Origin of the sequence: Fuscovulum sp., assembly GCA_035192965.1 — a bacterium.
In the GTDB taxonomy this organism is placed as follows: Bacteria; Pseudomonadota; Alphaproteobacteria; order Rhodobacterales; family Rhodobacteraceae; genus Paragemmobacter.
In genome coordinates this window covers 2,475,126-2,492,738 of the sequence record CP136571.1, presented here as the reverse complement: position 1 = coordinate 2,492,738, position 17,613 = coordinate 2,475,126, and the positions used below count along the sequence as shown (strand labels likewise).

Annotated in this window: 20 protein-coding genes and 1 tRNA gene; 11 read left to right on the top strand and 10 right to left on the bottom strand. The window is 62.6% G+C overall.

The genetic code is table 11. From position 1 onward, the window contains the following. Window positions 1-59: 59 nt before the first annotated feature. On the bottom strand, window positions 60-1,553 hold the full coding sequence (cysS, locus tag RSE12_12255; protein WRH64812.1) for a cysteine--tRNA ligase: 1,494 nt from the start codon (window positions 1,551-1,553) through the stop codon (window positions 60-62). Between cysS and RSE12_12250 the strand changes: the two genes are divergently transcribed. Both RSE12_12250 and RSE12_12245 read left to right on the top strand, forming a co-directional pair. Then, window positions 1,437-1,940, top strand: a complete 504-nt coding sequence (locus tag RSE12_12250; GenBank protein ID WRH64892.1) for a hypothetical protein — start codon at window positions 1,437-1,439, stop codon at window positions 1,938-1,940. The genes cysS and RSE12_12250 overlap by 117 nt on opposite strands. A gap of 80 nt (window positions 1,941-2,020) precedes the next feature. Then, complete coding sequence (locus RSE12_12245) at window positions 2,021-3,400, top strand: pyridoxal-dependent decarboxylase (GenBank protein ID WRH61159.1); 1,380 nt, start codon at window positions 2,021-2,023, stop codon at window positions 3,398-3,400. Between the two features lie 80 nt (window positions 3,401-3,480). Here the strand turns inward: RSE12_12245 and RSE12_12240 are convergent, their stop codons facing one another. From RSE12_12240 to RSE12_12230, 3 genes are all read right to left on the bottom strand, one after another. Then, window positions 3,481-4,077: an outer membrane beta-barrel protein gene (locus RSE12_12240; protein WRH61158.1), complete on the bottom strand. Its 597-nt coding sequence runs from the start codon at window positions 4,075-4,077 to the stop codon at window positions 3,481-3,483. 250 nt (window positions 4,078-4,327) lie between these two features. Further along, the gene (locus tag RSE12_12235; protein ID WRH61157.1) at window positions 4,328-6,130 is read right to left on the bottom strand and encodes an ATP-binding cassette domain-containing protein; all 1,803 of its coding nucleotides are present in this window, start codon (window positions 6,128-6,130) and stop codon (window positions 4,328-4,330) included. Window positions 6,131-6,172: 42 nt separating this feature from the next. Then, a complete protein-coding gene (locus tag RSE12_12230; GenBank protein ID WRH61156.1) occupies window positions 6,173-6,829 on the bottom strand; it encodes a GNAT family N-acyltransferase in 657 nt (218 codons plus the stop codon). 208 nt (window positions 6,830-7,037) lie between these two features. Here RSE12_12230 and msrB point away from each other — a divergent pair, with 208 nt between their 5' ends. Beyond that, a complete protein-coding gene (gene msrB, locus RSE12_12225) occupies window positions 7,038-7,430 on the top strand; it encodes a peptide-methionine (R)-S-oxide reductase MsrB (GenBank protein WRH61155.1) in 393 nt (130 codons plus the stop codon). A 96-nt stretch (window positions 7,431-7,526) separates the two neighbouring features. On the opposite strand, the gene bamE is transcribed toward msrB, so the two are convergent. Next, a complete protein-coding gene (bamE, locus tag RSE12_12220) occupies window positions 7,527-8,009 on the bottom strand; it encodes an outer membrane protein assembly factor BamE (protein WRH61154.1) in 483 nt (160 codons plus the stop codon). Between the two features lie 226 nt (window positions 8,010-8,235). On the opposite strand from bamE, the gene RSE12_12215 reads away from it, so the two are divergent. From RSE12_12215 to RSE12_12180, 8 genes are all read left to right on the top strand, one after another. Further along, complete coding sequence (locus tag RSE12_12215; protein ID WRH61153.1) at window positions 8,236-8,826, top strand: DUF177 domain-containing protein; 591 nt, start codon at window positions 8,236-8,238, stop codon at window positions 8,824-8,826. A 160-nt stretch (window positions 8,827-8,986) separates the two neighbouring features. Further along, the gene (rpmF, locus tag RSE12_12210) at window positions 8,987-9,193 is read left to right on the top strand and encodes a 50S ribosomal protein L32 (protein WRH61152.1); all 207 of its coding nucleotides are present in this window, start codon (window positions 8,987-8,989) and stop codon (window positions 9,191-9,193) included. A gap of 24 nt (window positions 9,194-9,217) precedes the next feature. Next, window positions 9,218-10,351, top strand: coding sequence for a phosphate acyltransferase PlsX (gene plsX, locus RSE12_12205; protein WRH61151.1), 1,134 nt, complete (start codon window positions 9,218-9,220; stop codon window positions 10,349-10,351). After that, on the top strand, window positions 10,348-11,319 hold the full coding sequence (locus RSE12_12200; GenBank protein ID WRH61150.1) for a beta-ketoacyl-ACP synthase III: 972 nt from the start codon (window positions 10,348-10,350) through the stop codon (window positions 11,317-11,319). The genes plsX and RSE12_12200 overlap by 4 nt, the downstream gene beginning before the upstream one ends. Window positions 11,320-11,416: 97 nt before the next feature. Next, window positions 11,417-11,719 (top strand): integration host factor subunit alpha, encoded by a 303-nt coding sequence (gene ihfA, locus RSE12_12195; GenBank protein WRH61149.1) that lies wholly within the window; start codon window positions 11,417-11,419, stop codon window positions 11,717-11,719. Between the two features lie 15 nt (window positions 11,720-11,734). Then, entirely contained in the window at window positions 11,735-12,694 is a 960-nt protein-coding gene (locus tag RSE12_12190) for a MerR family transcriptional regulator (GenBank protein WRH61148.1), read from the top strand. A 63-nt stretch (window positions 12,695-12,757) separates the two neighbouring features. Continuing rightward, a tRNA-Pro gene (locus RSE12_12185) sits at window positions 12,758-12,835 on the top strand. A 73-nt stretch (window positions 12,836-12,908) separates the two neighbouring features. Beyond that, window positions 12,909-13,985 (top strand): 2'-deoxycytidine 5'-triphosphate deaminase, encoded by a 1,077-nt coding sequence (locus RSE12_12180; protein WRH61147.1) that lies wholly within the window; start codon window positions 12,909-12,911, stop codon window positions 13,983-13,985. Between the two features lie 6 nt (window positions 13,986-13,991). On the opposite strand, the gene RSE12_12175 is transcribed toward RSE12_12180, so the two are convergent. The 5 genes from RSE12_12175 to RSE12_12155 are packed head-to-tail and all read right to left on the bottom strand — an operon-like array spanning window position 13,992 to window position 17,600. Then, window positions 13,992-14,204 (bottom strand): hypothetical protein, encoded by a 213-nt coding sequence (locus RSE12_12175; protein WRH61146.1) that lies wholly within the window; start codon window positions 14,202-14,204, stop codon window positions 13,992-13,994. Window positions 14,205-14,220: 16 nt separating this feature from the next. Next, window positions 14,221-14,868, bottom strand: a complete 648-nt coding sequence (gene scpB / locus RSE12_12170; GenBank protein WRH61145.1) for an SMC-Scp complex subunit ScpB — start codon at window positions 14,866-14,868, stop codon at window positions 14,221-14,223. Then, window positions 14,865-15,653: a ScpA family protein gene (locus tag RSE12_12165; GenBank protein WRH61144.1), complete on the bottom strand. Its 789-nt coding sequence runs from the start codon at window positions 15,651-15,653 to the stop codon at window positions 14,865-14,867. Before RSE12_12165 ends, scpB begins: the two co-directional genes overlap by 4 nt. Next, window positions 15,646-16,662 carry a glycoside hydrolase family 3 N-terminal domain-containing protein gene (locus RSE12_12160; protein ID WRH61143.1) on the bottom strand — a complete coding sequence of 339 codons (1,017 nt, stop codon included), beginning with the start codon at window positions 16,660-16,662 and terminating at the stop codon, window positions 15,646-15,648. The genes RSE12_12165 and RSE12_12160 overlap by 8 nt, the downstream gene beginning before the upstream one ends. Continuing rightward, complete coding sequence (locus RSE12_12155; protein ID WRH61142.1) at window positions 16,659-17,600, bottom strand: SPOR domain-containing protein; 942 nt, start codon at window positions 17,598-17,600, stop codon at window positions 16,659-16,661. The genes RSE12_12160 and RSE12_12155 overlap by 4 nt, the downstream gene beginning before the upstream one ends. Window positions 17,601-17,613: the final 13 nt, after the last annotated feature.

Sequence of the window (17,613 nt, the reverse complement as noted above, 5' to 3'; positions counted from 1 at the left end):
CCCCCGATTTTTCGCAAAAAAATCGTGCAAGGTAGTCTCAGGAGCTTTCCCAGAATACATTATCCTAGTTTTCCTTTGACGATCTTTGCGACATGGAGAAGGTATGCGCTTGCTGCAGCGTTTCCATCAATGCTGTCTACTCCCTCATTGAAGGTTTCACCAAGCATTTCCTTTTTGTCGTCCTCAGATAGACCACTGATATAAAACACTATTTTGTCGAGTGCCATCGTTGGTTTAACAGTCCCGTCCGGCAGGTCTGTCAGCGTCACGCCAAAAGACTTCAGCTCGTTTCGAATAAGGTCAGCTGTCTTGAAATCGCGCTCTTCTCGCGCAGTTGCTCGCCGCCTTAGAACTTCTCGAAGTGCATCATTGGCACCCTCTACTAGACCCAGAAGGTCGAACCATTTCCCCATGCCATCTTCCAATAGACCAATTAAGTTTGCCGAAGCCTTAAGTCTCTGAAAGTCACCGCTCGCGGCAAGCGCATGAAGCTCCGCAATTACTCCAGCAGTATTGAGGTCGTCCGCAAGCGCGGCCAAGACGGATGGCGATGGCGAAGACGGCAGCACGCCCTTGGTAAAGCCTCTCCATTTTGTCAAGGTTCGTGCGGCATTCTCCGCCTTCTCTGCCGTCCAATCCATCGGACGTCCGTAATGCGTGCCAAGATAGACCATGCGGATCACTTCCCCCGGATAGCCCTGATCCAGCAGATCGCGCACGGTAAAGAAGTTGCCCAGTGATTTGGACATCTTCTTCCCTTCCACCTGCAACATCTCATTATGCATCCAGACGCGCGCAAACTCGGCCTCCGGATGGGCGCAGCAGCTTTGCGCCACCTCATTCTCGTGATGCGGAAATTGCAGGTCGATCCCGCCACCGTGAATGTCGAACGATGCCCCCAGAAGGGCAAAGGACATAGCCGAACATTCGATATGCCACCCGGGTCTGCCCCTGCCCCAAGGGCTCTCCCACCCCGGCAGACTGTCATCCGACGGCTTCCAAAGCACGAAATCCATCGGGTCTTCCTTGAACGGGGCCACCTCCACCCGCGCCCCCGCGATCATGTCATCCACTGCCCGCCCCGACAGCCGCCCGTATTCCGCATAGGACCGCACGCGAAACAGAACGTGGCCGTCCTTGGCATAGGCATGGCCCTTTTCGATCAGCGTGCCGATCATCGCAATCATCTGGCCCACATAGGCCGTCGCGCGCGGCTCCGCCTGCTCTGACACCACACCCCGAATGGCAGGCCGCAGCGCCCCCAGCGCATCCATATCCTCGTGGTACCAGCGGATCGTCTCTTCCGTCCGCTCGGCGATCAACGCCTCCAGCGTGCCGGACGCCCCCGCTTCCTTCCGCGCCAGGGCGGTCGCGTTGATCTTGTCATCCACATCGGTGAAGTTGCGGACATAGGTCACATGCCCCGCGCCATAGACATGGCGCAGCAACCGAAACAGCGTGTCGAACACGACCACAGGCCGCGCATTGCCGATATGCGCGCGGTCATAAACCGTGGGTCCGCACACATAAAGCCGCACATTGTCCGCGTCGATCGGGGTGAAAACCTCCTTCGCTCGCGTCTTCGTATTGTGCAGCCGGATCGTCACCATATTCCAAATCCCGAAATTCGGCCAAAGGCCCGCCATGCCGTTCCCGGCGCGGGTCTATCAACTTCGTCTGTTCATGGGAACGAGAAGAAGGCCCGCGCGACCAATGGTCAGCGGGTAATGCAGCAGCAGCCGATGATGCCCTTCATGCTCATACCCCACCGCTACAACCAAACCGCTGGCCTGCCAAGCGCAACTTTCGGCTGCGCAAACCGCGATTCGCGCATGATGGTTAATCTTAAGAATCGTGCCAAAGCCCGTGCGCTGCGTGCATACGCCTGTCTGCACAGCCATCTGCACCGGCCGCTGCACCGCCAAATCCTCCTAAGGTGATGATTTAACGCATAGAACGCCGCCCCTTGCGGCCCTTCCCCCCGCCTGTTCAATTCACCCGTCTGCACAGGGGGGAAATCATGGATCACGATGATCTGCGTCATTGGTCAAAACGCGCCGCCGATTGGGCCCATGACTATCACGCCACGCTGCGCGACCGCCCGGTTCGCGCCCCCCTCACCCCCGGCGCGACTGCGGCACAGATACCCCCTGCCCCGCCGGAAGATGCGGAAAACATGGAGGAAATCTTTGCCGACTTCGCCCGGATCATCCCCGGCGGACTGACGCATTGGCAGCATCCCCGCTTCTTCGCCTATTTTCCGGCGAACGCCTCCCCCGCCTCCATGCTGGCCGAACAACTGGCCAACGCCATCGCGGCGCAGGGGATGCTGTGGCAAACCTCGCCCGCCGTGACGGAACTGGAACAGGTGATGATCCGCTGGCTGGCCCACTCCCTCGGCCTGCCCGACACGTTCACCGGCACCATCCACGACAGCGCCACCACCGCCACCCTCTCGGCGGTGCTGACCATGCGCGAACAGGCGTTGGGATGGGCGGGCCTGCAACAGGGCCTGTCCGCCCAGCCCCGCCTGCGGCTTTACGCAAGCGCCGAGACACATTCCTCGGTCGACAAGGCCGCCCGCATCGCCGGGATCGGGCAGGAAAACCTTGTAAAAATCCCAACGGATGCAACGCTTTCCATGAAACCGGGGGCTCTGGCCGGGGCTATCGCCGCGGACCGCGCGGCAGGATTTCTGCCCGCAGGCGTGATCCTCTGCGCGGGCGGCACCTCTGTCGGGGCCTTCGACCGCATCGCCGATTGCATCAGCGTGGCCCGTGCCGCAGGCCTGCCCGTCCATGTCGATGCCGCCTGGGCCGGATCGGCCATGATCTGCCCGGAATTCCGTGACTTGTGGCTGGGCATCGACGGGGCCGACAGCATCGTGTTCAACCCGCATAAATGGCTCGGCGCACAGTTCGATTGCGCGGTCCAGTTCCTCGCCGATCCCGGCCCACAGGTCCGCACGCTCGGCCTGCGCCCCACCTATCTGGAAACCGCCGGGCGCGAAGAAATCACCAATTTCAACGAATGGACTGTCCCGCTGGGCCGCCGCTTTCGGGCCCTTAAACTTTGGTTCACCCTTCGCGCCTATGGTCTGTCGGGCTTGCGCAGCCGGATCCGCAACCATGTGCTCTGGGCGCGTCAGGCCCGCGATGCGCTGGCGCGGTTGCCCGGCGTGACGATCACCACCGAACCCTCGCTGTCGCTCTTCACGTTTGCCCTCGGAACCGATGCCGAAACCGAATCCCTTCTGTCCCGGATTAATGATGATGGCCGCATTTACCTCACCCAGACCCGCCACGCCGGGCGCTATGTCATCCGCGTGCAGGTGGGTCAGTTCGATTGCACCGAGGCTGACGTGATGACCATCCCGCAGGTCGTGGAAGAGCTGATCTAAACAAAACGGGCGGCCCCGAAGGACCGCCCGCCTGTTTCAGATCCGATTTCGTTAAGAAACCGTAACCTTATGATTTCCGATCAGAAACGGAATCCGACACGCGTGTTGAACGTGGTCGCGTCCAGATCGACGCCCGACCCGTTGAAGTTGTCAAAGCGGTGCTCCAACAGTTCCGCACCCACCGTCATGCGCTCGGTCAGGGCATAGTCCATGCCCACACCCAACGCATAGCCGTTGTCGCTGCCGATTGAGGTTTCGGCCCGCACGGCTGCAACCGTACCGTACAGCAGCGCCGGGCCCATGTCATAGCCACCGATCAGCTTCAGGCGGGCGACATTGTCCAACGTCGCAGCACCGCCACCCAGATCGATATCGGTCCAATCATAGTTGCCTTCGATACCGGCCACGAACTGGCCCATATCGGCGCGGTAACCGGCGATCAGGCCCGTCGTGAAGCCGCTGCCATCCAGCGTCGCGGACGAAGAGCCCACATCGCCATAGCCAAGCTGACCACCAACATACAGCCCGCTCCAATCCGCGCTGGGTGCGGCAACAACCATCGGTGCCGGGGCGACCGCCGGTTCGTTGTAAACTTCGGTCGGGCCGCCAGCCAGCGCGGGCATCGCGCCAAATGCCGCCACTGCGGCCAGCGCCGCCGTTGCTGAAATGAATTTCATTGTCTGTCTCCTGTGCCTTTGAACTGCGACCGTCCAGTACTCCGGCGGTCGTCTCGTGAGGTACACCTGCGCCCGATGGCAGGTCAGAGCAAGTCATGATGACGGGGAGGTGAACAAAGGTGAATGCAAGCGGCGGGATTTGGCGCGCGCCACTGGGCGCTTCGGCCAGTTATCGCCTATCCCCTCAAAATCACGTGATAATTCGCCAAATGTGGGGAACCGGATCCTGCGCCCTGCGTTACCCTGTCCCTCAGGCGCGCTCTTCCAAGGCCAGCCATTCCTCTTCCGCCGCCGCCAGCGCACCCTGCCGTTCCACAAGCGCATCGGTGGCCTTGCGGAACTTCACCGGCTCGCGCGTGAACAGGTCCGCGTCGGCAAGCAACTCTCCCAATTTGGCAATTTCTGCCTCCAGCCGCGCAATGATCCCCGGCAAAACTTCCAGCCGTTTCCGCTCCGGAAAACTCAGCCCTTCGGCCTTGGCAGCGGGCTTCACAACCACCTTTGCCGCCTCGGCCTTCATGGCGCGCGAACCCTCCTCCGGGCGGACAGGTCGCTGCGCGGCATAGTCCGACCAGCCGCCAGGATAGACCACCGCTGTCCCCGTGCCATCCATCGCCACTGTCGCCGTCGCCACGCGGTCGATGAAATCGCGGTCATGGCTTACCAGCAGAACCGTGCCGTCATAATCGCCCAGAACCTCTTGCAGCAGGTCCAGCGTCTCGATGTCCAGATCGTTGGTTGGTTCGTCCAGGATCAACAGGTTCGACGGCTTTGCCATCAGCTTGGCCAGCAGCAACCGCGCCTTTTCTCCCCCAGACAGGCTTTTCACCGGCGCACGCGCCTGCCGTTCGTCGAACAGGAAATCCTTCAGATAGGCCACCACATGCCGTGGCACGCCACGTACCATCACCTGATCCGCCGCCCCCGACACCCGCATCAAGGGATCGCCGGTCAGATTGTCCCAAAGGGTGGCATTCGGGTCCAGCTGCGCACGGGTCTGGTCAAAGACCGCGATCTCCAGATTGGTGCCCAGCGTCACCGTCCCTGCATCCGGGGCCACTTCGCCCACCAGCATCTTCAGAACCGTGGTCTTGCCCACACCATTGGGGCCGACAAAGGCCACACGGTCGCCGCGCAGCACCCGCAGATCGAATCCGGTCACGATCTGCTTATCGCCAAAGGCTTTCTCCAGCCCCTTCGCCTCGATCACGCGCTTGCCGCTGACGGGGCCGCTTTCCAGTTCCATCGCCGCAGTGCCCTGTCGACGGATCATCGAAGACCGTTCCTCCCGCAACGCCGCCAGGGCGCGCACGCGCCCCTGATTACGCTTGCGCCGGGCGCTGATGCCTTCAACCGCCCATTTCCCTTCGGCCTTGATCTTGCGTTCCAGCTTGTGGCGCGCCTCATCCTCTTCGGCCCAGACGGTTTCGCGCCACTCTTCAAACCCGTCAAAGCCCGACTCGCGCCGCCGCACCTCGCCCCGGTCGATCCACAGTGTCGCCCGTGTCAGCGCCTTCAGGAACGCGCGGTCATGGCTGATCAGGACAAAGGCCGCGCGGGTGGAGGACAGTTCCGCCTCCAGCCATTCGATGGCCTGAATGTCCAGATGGTTCGTCGGTTCGTCCAGCAGCATCAATTCCGGCGCTTCGGCCAGCAACTTGGCCAGCGCCGCGCGCCGCCGTTCCCCGCCCGAAGCCGTGGCCACCGGTGTTTCAGGGCGGAACTTCAACCCTTCGGCTACCATCTCGACTCGATAAGTCTCGGAATCGGCCAACCCGCTCGCCGCGTAATCTCCCAGCGTGGCAAAGCCCGAAAGATCGGGGTCCTGCTCCATGTAGCCGACCGTCACACCCGGCGGAATCACACGGTTACCCTGATCCGGCTCCACCAGTCCGGCCATGACCTTCATCAGGGTGGATTTCCCCGAACCGTTCCGCCCGACTAGGGCCACCCGGTCCCCCGGTTGAACGACCATATCAAGCCCGTCAAACACAGGGTTGCCCCCGAAAGTCAGGGAAATCGACGAAAGCTGGAGAAGGGGTGCGCGTGCCATGGCGGGTCAGGTATGCGGGCCGATGCGCGGCGTCAACGCCTCTCAGCGCGCATCAAGCCGCAAAAGCCGCGCCCGAACCGGGGGAATCGCCCCGATTTCTACAGCGGTGAACACATGCAGCGTATCCAGATCGCGGTCCAGCACCGCGTGATCGCTGACCCACCCCCCCATCGCCAGATAGCTGCGCAGCAGCGGCGGCATCTGCCCCAGCGCCTGCTTCGGATTATGCGGCGCAGGCGCCAATGCCACCGTATCCACAGCCTTGCGTCCGGGCCGCTGGTCAGCCGGGCCGATATGCCCCGCCGCCAGCAGGGCCAAGGCATCCCGATGCGGTTCCGCCCCGACGCCATCAAAGGATGAACAGCCGAACATCACCGTTACCGCCTCGGCATCCACAATCCGCGTCAGCGCGGCCCAAGCCACGCGCAGCGCATCCGCGTCGCCCGCGGCAGGTGAAAGGCAGAATCGCCCGATCTCCAGCATCGGGGTCCGGCATCGGGCCAAGGGCGCCAGATCGTAGAACTGCGCGGAATAGCAATTCTGCAGCATCCCGGCCTGCCGGATCAGCATCAGGCGGCAGGTTCCCACAACCGCGCCCCCCGTTATTGTTTCGATCAGAAGATGCTGGCACCGTTCGTCAAAGGCATCGCTGTCCAGCCCCTCGCCCGCCTCCGATACACGTCCTGCGCGGAATGCCATGTAACGCAACCGCTGCGCGGCGCGTATATCTTCCAGGGACTCGGCCAAGCGGGCGCGAAAACGGCCCTTGCAGAACGGCAACACGGGTGCAGGCTCCTTGCCGCTTGGCGTCACACCTGCGGCGAACTAGATATGAGGCCAGCCGAAAGCGGGACGCAAGCCCCCCACGCTTGCTGCGACGCCCCGCAAAACAGAAGGAAGACCAAAGATGGACAAGGTTGTGAAATCGGATGCCGAATGGCGGTCGCAACTGTCGGACCTCGCCTATCGGGTGACACGCAAGCATGCAACGGAACGCGCCTTCACCCATGACGATTTTCCAAAGGCGGCGGGAACCTTCCGCTGCGTGTGCTGTGACGCGCCCCTTTTCGACGCGCGCACAAAATTCGACAGCGGCACAGGCTGGCCCTCATTCTGGCAACCCATCGATACCGAAATGGTTGGCGAGCAGGAAGACCGCACCCTGTGGATGCGGCGGACCGAGGTGCATTGCAACCGATGCGAGGCGCATCTCGGCCACGTCTTCCCGGATGGCCCTGCGCCAACGGGGCTGCGCTATTGCATCAATGGCGTTGCGCTGACCTTCGAGGCGGAATCGTAAAGAAACGATTAATCGTAAAGTTCTCGTCAAACGGAAAAGGGGCGCAGCTGTGTTGCGCCCCTGAAATCACTCCGCCGAACAGCGTCTACCGCTCGATCACTCCCCGGTGACGATGCCCGGCCCGATGCGTCCGAAACTGCCAAGCAGTTGCTGGATCACGCTCAGACCCTTCACGCTGGTTTCCGTCACGCGCCGCGAAAGTGGCACGACCTTGCCCCGCTCCAACCCGAAGCGTTCGATGTTCTGAACCCGTCCCGCCTCGGTAAAGGTGATCGACACGACCTGACGTTCGATCTCTTTCGGCTCGAAAGCCCCGCGATAGGCCCAGCGGCTTTGCACATAGAACCAGCCCAGATCGTTCAGCAGACCCGAAGCCGTGGGTCGCCCGATCTTTTCGCTAACGGTTTCGCGCGTGTCCACGCCCACCTCGACCAGCGCCAACTCGTCGTCGGTCGGCACATAGCCATGGTTGCGATAGACCGTGGAACAGGCCGCAATAAGCAGGACCGCGCCAATCAGACCCAACCGGATTCCTCTGCCCACACCCGCCGAGGCCGCCATTTTGCCGAAGAAACTCATTCCGTTCCCTACCTGCCTCTGCCGCGCGAACCGATCATCGAACTTGGTTGCCTTGTCATGCTACAGCACAACACGTATTGCAAAAAGTAACGGTCGCATGCGGCGCTTTTGTTCCGGCTTACAGAAGGACGGGCCACTGTTCAAGAATGGAACAGCCCCGACCAGGCCGGACCGGGCAGGAACATGCGGCAAAGACACCCCCAAACGCCGACCGGAGCCGTGCCAGATGACCGAAACACCACCCCATGATCCGGCAGCACCCGCCCTGCACCACCCGCTGCGCACAGGAGCCCTGTCCCCACGCAAGCCCACGCGGTTCGACCTGCGCCCCGATGCACCCACCCGCGCGGCTATGGCGGCAGCCCTTGATCTGCTTGATCTGCCTGCCTTCCGCTTTCGCGGCGAACTCCGCCCTTCGGGTCGCAACGATTATGTGCTGGAGGCTGAATTGACCGCCTCTGTCGTGCAGCCCTGCTCTGTAACACTCGCCCCGGTTCCGGCCACGATCACCGACACCGTCCGCCGCAGCTATCTGTCCAGCTGGCAAGAACCCGAAGGTGATGAGGTAGAGATGCCCGAGGATGACACGCAAGAACCGCTGCCCGAAGTGATCGACCTTGGCGCTGTGGCAATCGAAGCGCTGGCGCTTGCCCTACCACTCTATCCTCGCGCGCCAGATGTGGCTTTGGGAGAGGCGGTTTTCGCCCCGCCCGGAAGCGAACCGCTGCGCGAGGCCGACCTGAAACCCTTTGCCGGTCTTGCCGCCCTTCGCGACCGCCTTGCCGCATCCGATGAGGGGCCGGAAAGCAAGGAATAGGCCCCAGCACCGAAGCGCAAGAAAGGGGCTTGCGCCCGCACCAAATCCGGGTATTTTCCGCGCCTCATTCGATGGCTGGTACGGGCTCGCACGATAGGCGGGCAAACCGCTGATCGCAAAGCGAAATCAGGGGCATGTCCCCACTACCCGAGGTCGAGACATGGCTGTCCCGCAGAACCGAGTCACCCGTTCAAAGCGCAACATGCGCCGCGCACATGACGCCCTTGTTGCCGGCAATCCGCAGGAATGCTCCAACTGTGGCGAGCTGAAGCGCCCGCACCACGTGTGCAGCGCCTGCGGCCATTACGACGCCCGCGAAGTCGTGGCATCCGTCAAAGAAGTCGATCTGGACGAGGACGCGGCGTAAGCCGCCTCCAAGACGCCCAGCCCGATGGCCAACGGACTTCACACTCCGGCAACCGACGGCCCGCGCCGCATCGTGATTTCTGTTGACGCCATGGGTGGCGACAGGGGACCGGCAGCCGTCGTTGCCGGTCTTTCCCTTTCTGCGTCTGCGCATCCGGATGTCGACTTCATCCTGCACGGCAATGATGCCGAACTCACGCGGCTTGTCGAACGTGAAGCTCCCCTGAAGGGTCGCGTTACCGTGCGCCATGCAGACCGTGTGGTGTCCATGCAGGACAAGCCAAGCCATGTCATGCGGCATGGCGACGGCACCTCGATGTGGTCCTGCATCGACAGCATCAAGCAAGGCGAGGCGTCGGTGGCCGTGTCCTGCGGGAACACTGGCGCGCTTATGGCGATTGCCATGCTGCGCCTGCGCCGCCTGCCCGGCATCAACCGGCCTGCCATCGCAAGCCTTTGGCCATCGCGCAATCCCGGCGGCTTCAACGTGATGCTCGACATGGGCGCTGACGTGAAGGCCGAGGCGGGCGATCTTCTGCAATTCGCTATGATGGGCGCGTCCTATGCCCGCAACGGGCTTGGCCTGACCCGCCCACGCGTGGGCCTGCTGAATGTGGGCACAGAAGAACACAAGGGACGTGCAGAGCTGAAGGAAGCGCATGAACTGCTTGGGCCTCAGGCCGAGGCGGGCGGCTTTGATTTCATCGGCTTTGTCGAAGGCAGCGATATTCCCTCAGACCGCGTCGATGTGATTGTGACGGACGGTTTCACCGGGAATGTCGCGTTGAAGACAGGTGAAGGTACTGCCAAGCTGATTTCGGATTTCCTGCGCGAAGAATTCAACGCTTCGGTCTTTTCGCGGCTGGCGGCACTCTTTGCGCTCAGCACGCTGAAACGGTTGCAAAAGCGGATGGATCCGCGCCGGGCGAACGGCGGCGTGTTCCTTGGTCTGAATGGAACTGTCGTGAAATCTCATGGTTCGGCGGATGCCACTGGCGTTGCCGCCGCCATTGGCCTTGCCCGGCAACTGGCCGCCGCCGGGTTTCAGGATCGCCTTGCCGCACGGGTTGCGTCCGCCGTGCGGGCGGGGCAGGATGCCGCGGCAGAAGCAACCCCGTCCGTTTCGGAACAGGGGACGGGAGGCGGGACCAAAGAATGACGATACGCGCCGTCGTAAAGGGCGTCGGGCATTATCTGCCCGAAAGGCTTGTCCCGAATTCGGAACTCGAAACTCTGGTGGAAACCAGCGACGAATGGATCCGCACCCGATCCGGCATTGAACGCCGTCATTTCGCGGCCGAAGGGCAGACGACATCCGACCTCGCCATTCGCGCCGCACAGGCCGCGCTGGCGGATGCCGGGATGGCGGCTGATGATGTGGATGCAATCGTTCTTGCCACGTCGACCGCCGATCTGACCTTCCCTTCGGCTGCCACGATGGTTCAGGCCGGGCTGGGCATGACGCGCGGCTTTGCCTTTGACGTTCAGGCGGTTTGCGCGGGTTTCGTCTACGCCATGGCCAATGCTAATGCCCTGATCCTGTCAGGGCAGGCGAAGCGGATTCTCGTCATCGGAGCCGAGACGTTTTCAAAGCTGATGGATTGGTCGGATCGTTCCACCTGCGTGCTGTTCGGGGATGGGGCCGGGGCCGTGCTGCTTGAAGCCGTCGAGGGCGACGGCACCTCGGCAGACCGGGGCATCCTCGCCACCGACCTGCATTCCGACGGGCGGTTTCGCGATCTTCTTTACGTCGATGGCGGCGTTTCAACCGGGACGACTGGCTATCTGCGCATGCAGGGCAAGGAAGTATTCCGTCACGCCGTGGAAAAACTGGCCGAAACGGCCCATACCGCACTGGAAAAGGTTGGCCTCACCAGCGGCGACGTCGATTGGATCGTTCCGCATCAGGCCAATATCCGGATCATTGAGGCCACCGCCAAGCGGATGCAGGTGCCGATGGACCGTGTGGTGGTCACGGTGCAGGATCACGGCAATACTTCCGCCGCCTCCATACCACTTGCCCTATCCGTCGGCAAAGCGCGCGGACAGATCAAACCCGGCGATCTGGTGGTGACCGAAGCGATCGGCGGGGGGTTGGCCTGGGGATCGGTCGTCCTGCGCTGGTAAGCCGCGTCCCTCGTCTGAAAGCAGCGGGACAAGTTGTTGATATTGACTCGGAATCCCAAACCGCTCACTCTGTCGTGAAACGCCCGGGGGGGATAGAATGAGTGAGAAGACATTAACCCGCATGGACCTGTCGGAAGCCGTGTTCCGTGAGGTCGGATTGTCGCGCAATGAAAGCGCGCTGCTTGTGGAAAGTGTGCTGCAACACATGTCGGACGCCTTGGCATCGGGCGACACGGTCAAGATATCGTCCTTTGGCACCTTCTCGGTGCGTGACAAGTCGGCCCGTGTCGGCCGCAACCCCAAGACAGGGGATGAAGTGCCGATCAGCCCGCGCCGGGTTCTGACCTTTCGGCCATCTCACCTGATGAAAGACCGGGTTGCGGCAGGATCCAAGAAGTAAGGAGTTCGTCCGCCGATGGACAAGTCGCCAGAGGCGTTTCGCACGATCAGCGAAGTGGCCGATTTCTTGGACACGCCCGCGCATGTTCTGCGTTTTTGGGAAAGCCGCTTTCCACAGATCCGCCCGGTCAAGCGCGCCGGGGGGCGGCGGTATTATCGGCCGGGCGACGTGGCATTGCTGGCAGGGATCAAGAAACTGCTACATGACGAAGGCATGACCATTCGGGGCGTGCAAAAAATTCTGCGCGAACAAGGAATTAGGCATGTGGCGGGCCTCGCATCCGAAGATGCCGGCCCCCTGCTGGACGACGCCGACATTGAAGCGGTACTCAGCGCCGAATACGGACCACGGGATCGGCTTGGCGAAGACGACAGGCCGTCCTCCGAGGCATTGCAAAGTGCACAGATCATCTCACTTGAGACGGCATTGAACCGGCAAGACACGGCGCGCGACGCCACCCCAATGCAACCCGAGCTTTGGCCCCCTGCCCCGCCGGAAAGCCCCGCGACGGATGCGCAGGCCTGGCCCGGCGACCCGGGCGATGCGCTACCGGCCCCGGAAGTGACAGACCCCGCAGCGCAGGTCGGCGCTGACAGTGCTGAACCCGCATCTGCAACGGCTGAAGCGCCGTTGGATGCGGATCAAGATAGCGAACCGCCCCCTGCCGAGACGCCATTGGACAGCGCCGATTTGCCGGATGCTGGTCCATCGGAAGCCAATGCGGGCGTATCAGAGCCTGTCAGCGAAGAAGCATCGAACAGCCGTCAGGACGCTGCATCCGATTCGTCGTCCACTTCCGCGTCGGACGAAGCAGACGGTGGGGAAACCGTCGAAACGGCAACCATTGCCGCGATGCTGCGGCGGACCTCAGCCGCAGACGTATCGGCAGTCCAGCCTCAGTTGATCCAACTGCGCGACCGTCTGATCGAACTGCGGGGACGGGTGGCCGAAGCAGCGCGGCGCAAGGCCAAGTGATCGCCGGATCCATGTGCTTTCCTGCTTGCCCCTGCCCGGAATATCAGTATGTATCCCGCCTGTCGGGCCGTGGCGCAGCCTGGTTAGCGCGTCCGTCTGGGGGGCGGAAGGTCGTGAGTTCGAATCTCACCGGCCCGACCAATACCGAAACCGCCCGCCTGCCCAACGGCAGTGCGGGCGGTTCCGTTTCAGCACTGTGCCGGGGGATCGCGACATGATGGCGAAGGGTGTTCTTCCCTCACAGGCGCTGCGCGCGTTGATTGCCAACGGAGCAATTTCCGCCAGCCTACCGATCACCGATGCACAGATACAACCGGCCAGCCTTGATCTGCGGCTGGGCACCGTTGCCTATCGCGTGCGGGCATCCTTTCTGGCTGGTCAGGGCCGGAAAGTGGCCGACCGCCTGGCGGAATTCGAAATGCATCGGGTCGACCTCACCGCCGGTGCAGTGCTGGAAAAGGGCTGCGTCTATGTCATTCCTCTGATGGAGGGCCTTGCCCTGCCTGCCGGGGTGACGGCGGTGGCAAATGCAAAAAGCTCCACCGGGCGGTTGGATCTGCTAACGCGGACGATCACCGACGGTGGAACCGAATTCGACCGTATCCCCGAAGGATATACCGGACCGCTCTATGCCGAGGTCTGCCCGAAAAGCTTTTCGGTTCTGGTACGGCCGGGGATGCGGTTGAACCAGATCCGCTTTCGTTCGGGGCAGGCTGTGCTGGATGATGCCGAACTGACGCAGCTTCACGCGCAACAGCCCCTTGTGTCAGGTCAGGCGGTGATTTCCGAAGGGCTTGGCTTTTCTGTCGACCTGCGCCCGGCGGCGGGTGATCTGGTGGGTTTCAGGGCCAAGCCCCATACCGGAGTGGTCGATCTTGATCGCATCGGCCATTATCCGGCGGCCGATTTCTGGGAAGAAATTCATACGACCGAGGGGCGTATCATTCTGGATCCCGGGGCCTTCTATATTCTGGTCAGCCGCGAGGCGGTGACCATACCCCCTGATTATGCCGCCGAAATGGCGCCCTATCTGGCGATGGTGGGTGAATTCCGGGTGCATTACGCAGGCTTCTTCGACCCCGGTTTCGGCCATGCCGATGCGGGCGGGGCCGGATCGCGCGGTGTGCTTGAGGTCCGATGCCATGAGGCGCCTTTCGTGCTGGAGCACGGGCAGGTGGTGGGGAGGCTGGTTTACGAACGGATGTCGGAACGTCCCGACACCCTTTACGGGCAGGCCATCAAATCCAACTATCAGGGTCAGGGCCTGAAACTGGCAAAGCAGTTCAAGTAGACGGTCCTATTTCCAGAACCTACGCCCGATCTTCATCAGATCATTCATCCGCTTCTGGGTCGCTTTGGTCTGATCGGCCCGACGGCGGGAATCCTGCTTGGTCATCCCCACATCACCCGGGGACTTGCCCATGCGGTTGATGCCCTTCTTCACGGCAATTCCCAGAAGCTGACGCAGCAACCTGCCGCCCATGCCTTGCAACAATCTGTTCAGGTCCATCGCACGCTTCCTCTACTCAATCTTCAAACAGTTCGCTTTGCCCGGCGAGGGTTTCTTCTTCCTCATCTGGGGATTGAATTCCGCCCGGCAAGGGCCTGTTGTCCAAAAGCCCTGCCGCGCGCAGTTCCTTCAGCCCCGGAAGATCGCGGGCGGATTCCAAGCCGAAGTGATCGAGAAACTGTTCCGTCACCACAAACGTTACAGGCCGACCCGGGGTCATGCGGCGGCGGCCAAGGCGGATCCATTCCAGTTCCAGAAGCTGATCCACCGTGCCGCGCGACACGGCGACGCCGCGGATTTCCTCGATCTCGGCCCGGGTGACGGGCTGGTGATAGGCGACAATGGCCAGCGTTTCGATGGCAGCGCGGGACAGCTTGCGCTGTTCCACGGTTTCTTTTTGCATCAGATGGCCTAGATCGGCCGCCGTGCGAAAGGCATAGGCATCCCCCACGCGTACCAGATGCACGCCGCGCCCTTCATAGCGTTTGCGCAGATAGACCAATGCCTCGGCTGGATCGCAGCCGTGCGGCATACGCGCTACCAGTTCGGCAAGCGTCACAGGTTCGGCAGAGGCGAAAAGGATCGCTTCGACCATACGCTCCTGCTCGGCCATCGGGGGGGCCTCGAACAGGCTGCGTTCGATGGGTTCTTGCGTACCGGTCATGACTCTTTTCGCCGCAACTGGATGGGGGCAAAGACTTCGCCTTGCCGCAATTCGATCTGCCCCCGTTTGGCCAGTTCCAGAATGGCGGCAAAATGCGCAGCGGTGGAAGAACGACGGCGCATCGGATGGCTGTCCCACCCATCAGGAAGGAACGATGTCAGATCCGCCCAGGCCCCGGCAAAGCCGATCATGCCGCGCAGCCGATCCAGAGCCTGTTCCATGGTGAAGACATGGTCACGGTCCATGACATAGGGGCGGAATTCATCCTTGGTTCGGATGCGGGCATAGGCGCGCATCAGATCGATCAAGGTCGCCGAATAGGTGACGTGGCGGTGGCGGGTGACATCTTCGGGCAGTCCGCGGGCAAAGAAATCGCGTCCTAGCTGATCGCGCGCCATCAGACGAGCGGCGGATTCCCGCATGGCCTGAAGGCGTTCCAGCTGAAACGCCAGATGCGCGGCGAGTTCTTCGGCAGAGGGACCATCTTCACCCGGTTCCGGCGGCAGCAGGAGCCGCGACTTCAGAAAGGCAAGCCAGGCCGCCATCACCAGATAGTCAGCGGCCAGTTCGATCCGCAGCGCGCGGGCGCGTTCGACAAAGCCCAGATATTGATCCGCCAGTTGCAGGATGGAGATACGGCGCAAATCGACCTTCTGGGTGCGAGACAGCATGAGGAGCAGGTCAAGCGGTCCCTCAAACCCATCGACATCGACGATAAGGGACTCTGCCGACACCCGCTCTGCCGGGGTCAGTCTTTCTTCGCCGGACCAGTCGTCATCAGCCATGCGCAGGTTCCTGAAGGATCGCAGCAAGGTCGGCTTCCAGCGCTGCAATGTCAACCGGATCGGGCACGCGACGGGCCGCGAGTGCGGCTTGGGCGCGGATCAGCGTATCGGCACGCATGGTGCCGGCGGCCGCGGCGACGGCCTGCATTTCGGCCAGATCGCCCTTGCAATGCAGCGCGATATCGCAGCCCGCCGCGAGCGACCGGGCGGCCCGTTCGGCCAGCGTTCCGGCAAGTGCTTGCATATTCAAATCATCGGTCAAGAGCAGGCCATTGAAACCGATGCTGTCACGGATCACGCGGATCATGGCGGGCGATTGGGTGGCGGGCCTATCCGGGTCATGGGCTGCAAAGACGATATGCGCGGTCATCGCGATGGGCAGATCGTTCAGCGCGCGGAAGGGGGCGAAATCGGTCGCCTCCAACGTCGCGGCTTCCTCGGTCACGGTGGGCAGGTCGTGGTGGGTGTCGGCGGTTGATCTGCCATGGCCGGGCATATGCTTGACGACAGGCAGCACGCCGCCGGCCAGGTGGGCTTCCGCCACGGCGCGGGCGATAACGGCGACTTGCGCCGGGTCACTCCCATAGCAGCGGTTCCGCAGGAAGGGATGCGTGGCCGCGCTGGCCAGATCGGCGCAGGGAGCGCAGTTGCCATCAATGCCCACGTCGCGCAGTTCATGGGCGATGATGCGAGACCGCAGCGCCATGCCGCGCGCCGCTTGCGCGCCCGACCGTGCGACCTGATCCAGCGGTGGCAGCCATTCGCGCCAATGGGGCGCACGCAGGCGCTGCACGCGACCACCTTCCTGATCCACCAGAATCGGGGCGTCGCGGCCAACCGCATCACGCAGGGAAGCCGTCAACCGCCGCACCTGTGCCGGATCTTCAACGTTGCGCGCAAACAGGATGAAACCCAGCGGATCGGCCTCGCGAAAGAAAGCGCGTTCATCATCGCCCAGTACCGGGCCCGCGCAGCCGAAAATCGCGGCACCCGAACCTGTCGACGTCATCTCTGTTCGACCGGGATGCAGGAGGCGCTTTGTTCCAACAGCGTCGTGCAGAAGCTGCGGGCAGATGCTTCATCCGCAAAGCCATGGGCGCGCAGGCGATAGAAGGTGCGTCCGCCACTTTCTGCCGCCTGCACGACAAGGGCTTTGCCTGCCATCGTTGGGCCGAACTGGTTGGACAACTTTACCCATTCCGACCGCGCCTGTTCCGGCGTGTCGAAGGCACCAAGCTGTACCAGACGGGTACCGCTGGGGATGGTGGCGGGGTCAACCTCTGCCATGGGTGTTGCGGCCACAGTGGTGGTGTCGGTCAGGGTGACCGAAAGCTCGCCGGGCGCGCCTGACGTTGCGGGGCGTGCGCGGGGCCGCAGTGTGGCACCGGCAACCTGGGGGGCCTCATCCCCAACGGCATCGGGCAGAGGTTCAGCCAGCGCCTCGGCCAAAGCTTGCGCCACGGCATCGGGATCTGGGCCCAGGTTTTCAGCCGGGGCTGGCTCTACCGGTGCCGGCAGTGCGGGAGCGGCGAGTGCCGGGGCGACAGGCTCTGCTACGGCGTTTGGATCCACGGGCGACAGGCCTGCGCTGTCTTCGGGGGTAAGCTCAAGCGGGCGCGGGGCAAGAACCAGCCGGTCCGGTGGCGGCGCGGCGGTGCCAAGCGCGGCCACCGTGTTCACGGCAAGGCCCTGATGATCGGCCACTTCGCCACCCGGATTTTCCGGCGCAATCCGCATCGGGCCAGACATGGCGCGCACCACGGGAACACCGTTCACGTCGCGCACGGCAAGTTTGTAGCCCCACATGCCAAGGCCAAGCACCAAAGCCACGGAACAAACAGCCCCAGCCAGATGGGTGATTTGCGTCAGCCGCCCGGAAGCCATGTGTTGACCAGACCACCCTGAGGGATGACCCGTATCGAAATCATCGTAATCCACGTCCGCCATGCCATGCCTCTTG

Bases quoted from the DNA above. Each gene is read 5' to 3' on its own strand.
- RSE12_12250 (WRH64892.1), top strand. From the start codon at position 1,437: ATGGCGCAGCAACCGAAACAGCGTGTCGAACACGACCACAGGCCGCGC.
- RSE12_12245 (WRH61159.1), top strand. From the start codon at position 2,021: ATGGATCACGATGATCTGCGTCATTGGTCAAAACGCGCCGCCGATTGG.
- RSE12_12240 (WRH61158.1), bottom strand. From the start codon at position 4,077: ATGAAATTCATTTCAGCAACGGCGGCGCTGGCCGCAGTGGCGGCATTT.
- RSE12_12235 (WRH61157.1), bottom strand. From the start codon at position 6,130: ATGGCACGCGCACCCCTTCTCCAGCTTTCGTCGATTTCCCTGACTTTC.
- RSE12_12230 (WRH61156.1), bottom strand. From the start codon at position 6,829: ATGGCATTCCGCGCAGGACGTGTATCGGAGGCGGGCGAGGGGCTGGAC.
- msrB (WRH61155.1), top strand. From the start codon at position 7,038: ATGGACAAGGTTGTGAAATCGGATGCCGAATGGCGGTCGCAACTGTCG.
- bamE (WRH61154.1), bottom strand. From the start codon at position 8,009: ATGAGTTTCTTCGGCAAAATGGCGGCCTCGGCGGGTGTGGGCAGAGGA.
- RSE12_12215 (WRH61153.1), top strand. From the start codon at position 8,236: ATGACCGAAACACCACCCCATGATCCGGCAGCACCCGCCCTGCACCAC.
- rpmF (WRH61152.1), top strand. From the start codon at position 8,987: ATGGCTGTCCCGCAGAACCGAGTCACCCGTTCAAAGCGCAACATGCGC.
- plsX (WRH61151.1), top strand. From the start codon at position 9,218: ATGGCCAACGGACTTCACACTCCGGCAACCGACGGCCCGCGCCGCATC.
- RSE12_12200 (WRH61150.1), top strand. From the start codon at position 10,348: ATGACGATACGCGCCGTCGTAAAGGGCGTCGGGCATTATCTGCCCGAA.
- ihfA (WRH61149.1), top strand. From the start codon at position 11,417: ATGAGTGAGAAGACATTAACCCGCATGGACCTGTCGGAAGCCGTGTTC.
- RSE12_12190 (WRH61148.1), top strand. From the start codon at position 11,735: ATGGACAAGTCGCCAGAGGCGTTTCGCACGATCAGCGAAGTGGCCGAT.
- RSE12_12180 (WRH61147.1), top strand. From the start codon at position 12,909: ATGATGGCGAAGGGTGTTCTTCCCTCACAGGCGCTGCGCGCGTTGATT.
- RSE12_12175 (WRH61146.1), bottom strand. From the start codon at position 14,204: ATGGACCTGAACAGATTGTTGCAAGGCATGGGCGGCAGGTTGCTGCGT.
- scpB (WRH61145.1), bottom strand. From the start codon at position 14,868: ATGACCGGTACGCAAGAACCCATCGAACGCAGCCTGTTCGAGGCCCCC.
- RSE12_12165 (WRH61144.1), bottom strand. From the start codon at position 15,653: ATGGCTGATGACGACTGGTCCGGCGAAGAAAGACTGACCCCGGCAGAG.
- RSE12_12160 (WRH61143.1), bottom strand. From the start codon at position 16,662: ATGACGTCGACAGGTTCGGGTGCCGCGATTTTCGGCTGCGCGGGCCCG.
- RSE12_12155 (WRH61142.1), bottom strand. From the start codon at position 17,600: ATGGCGGACGTGGATTACGATGATTTCGATACGGGTCATCCCTCAGGG.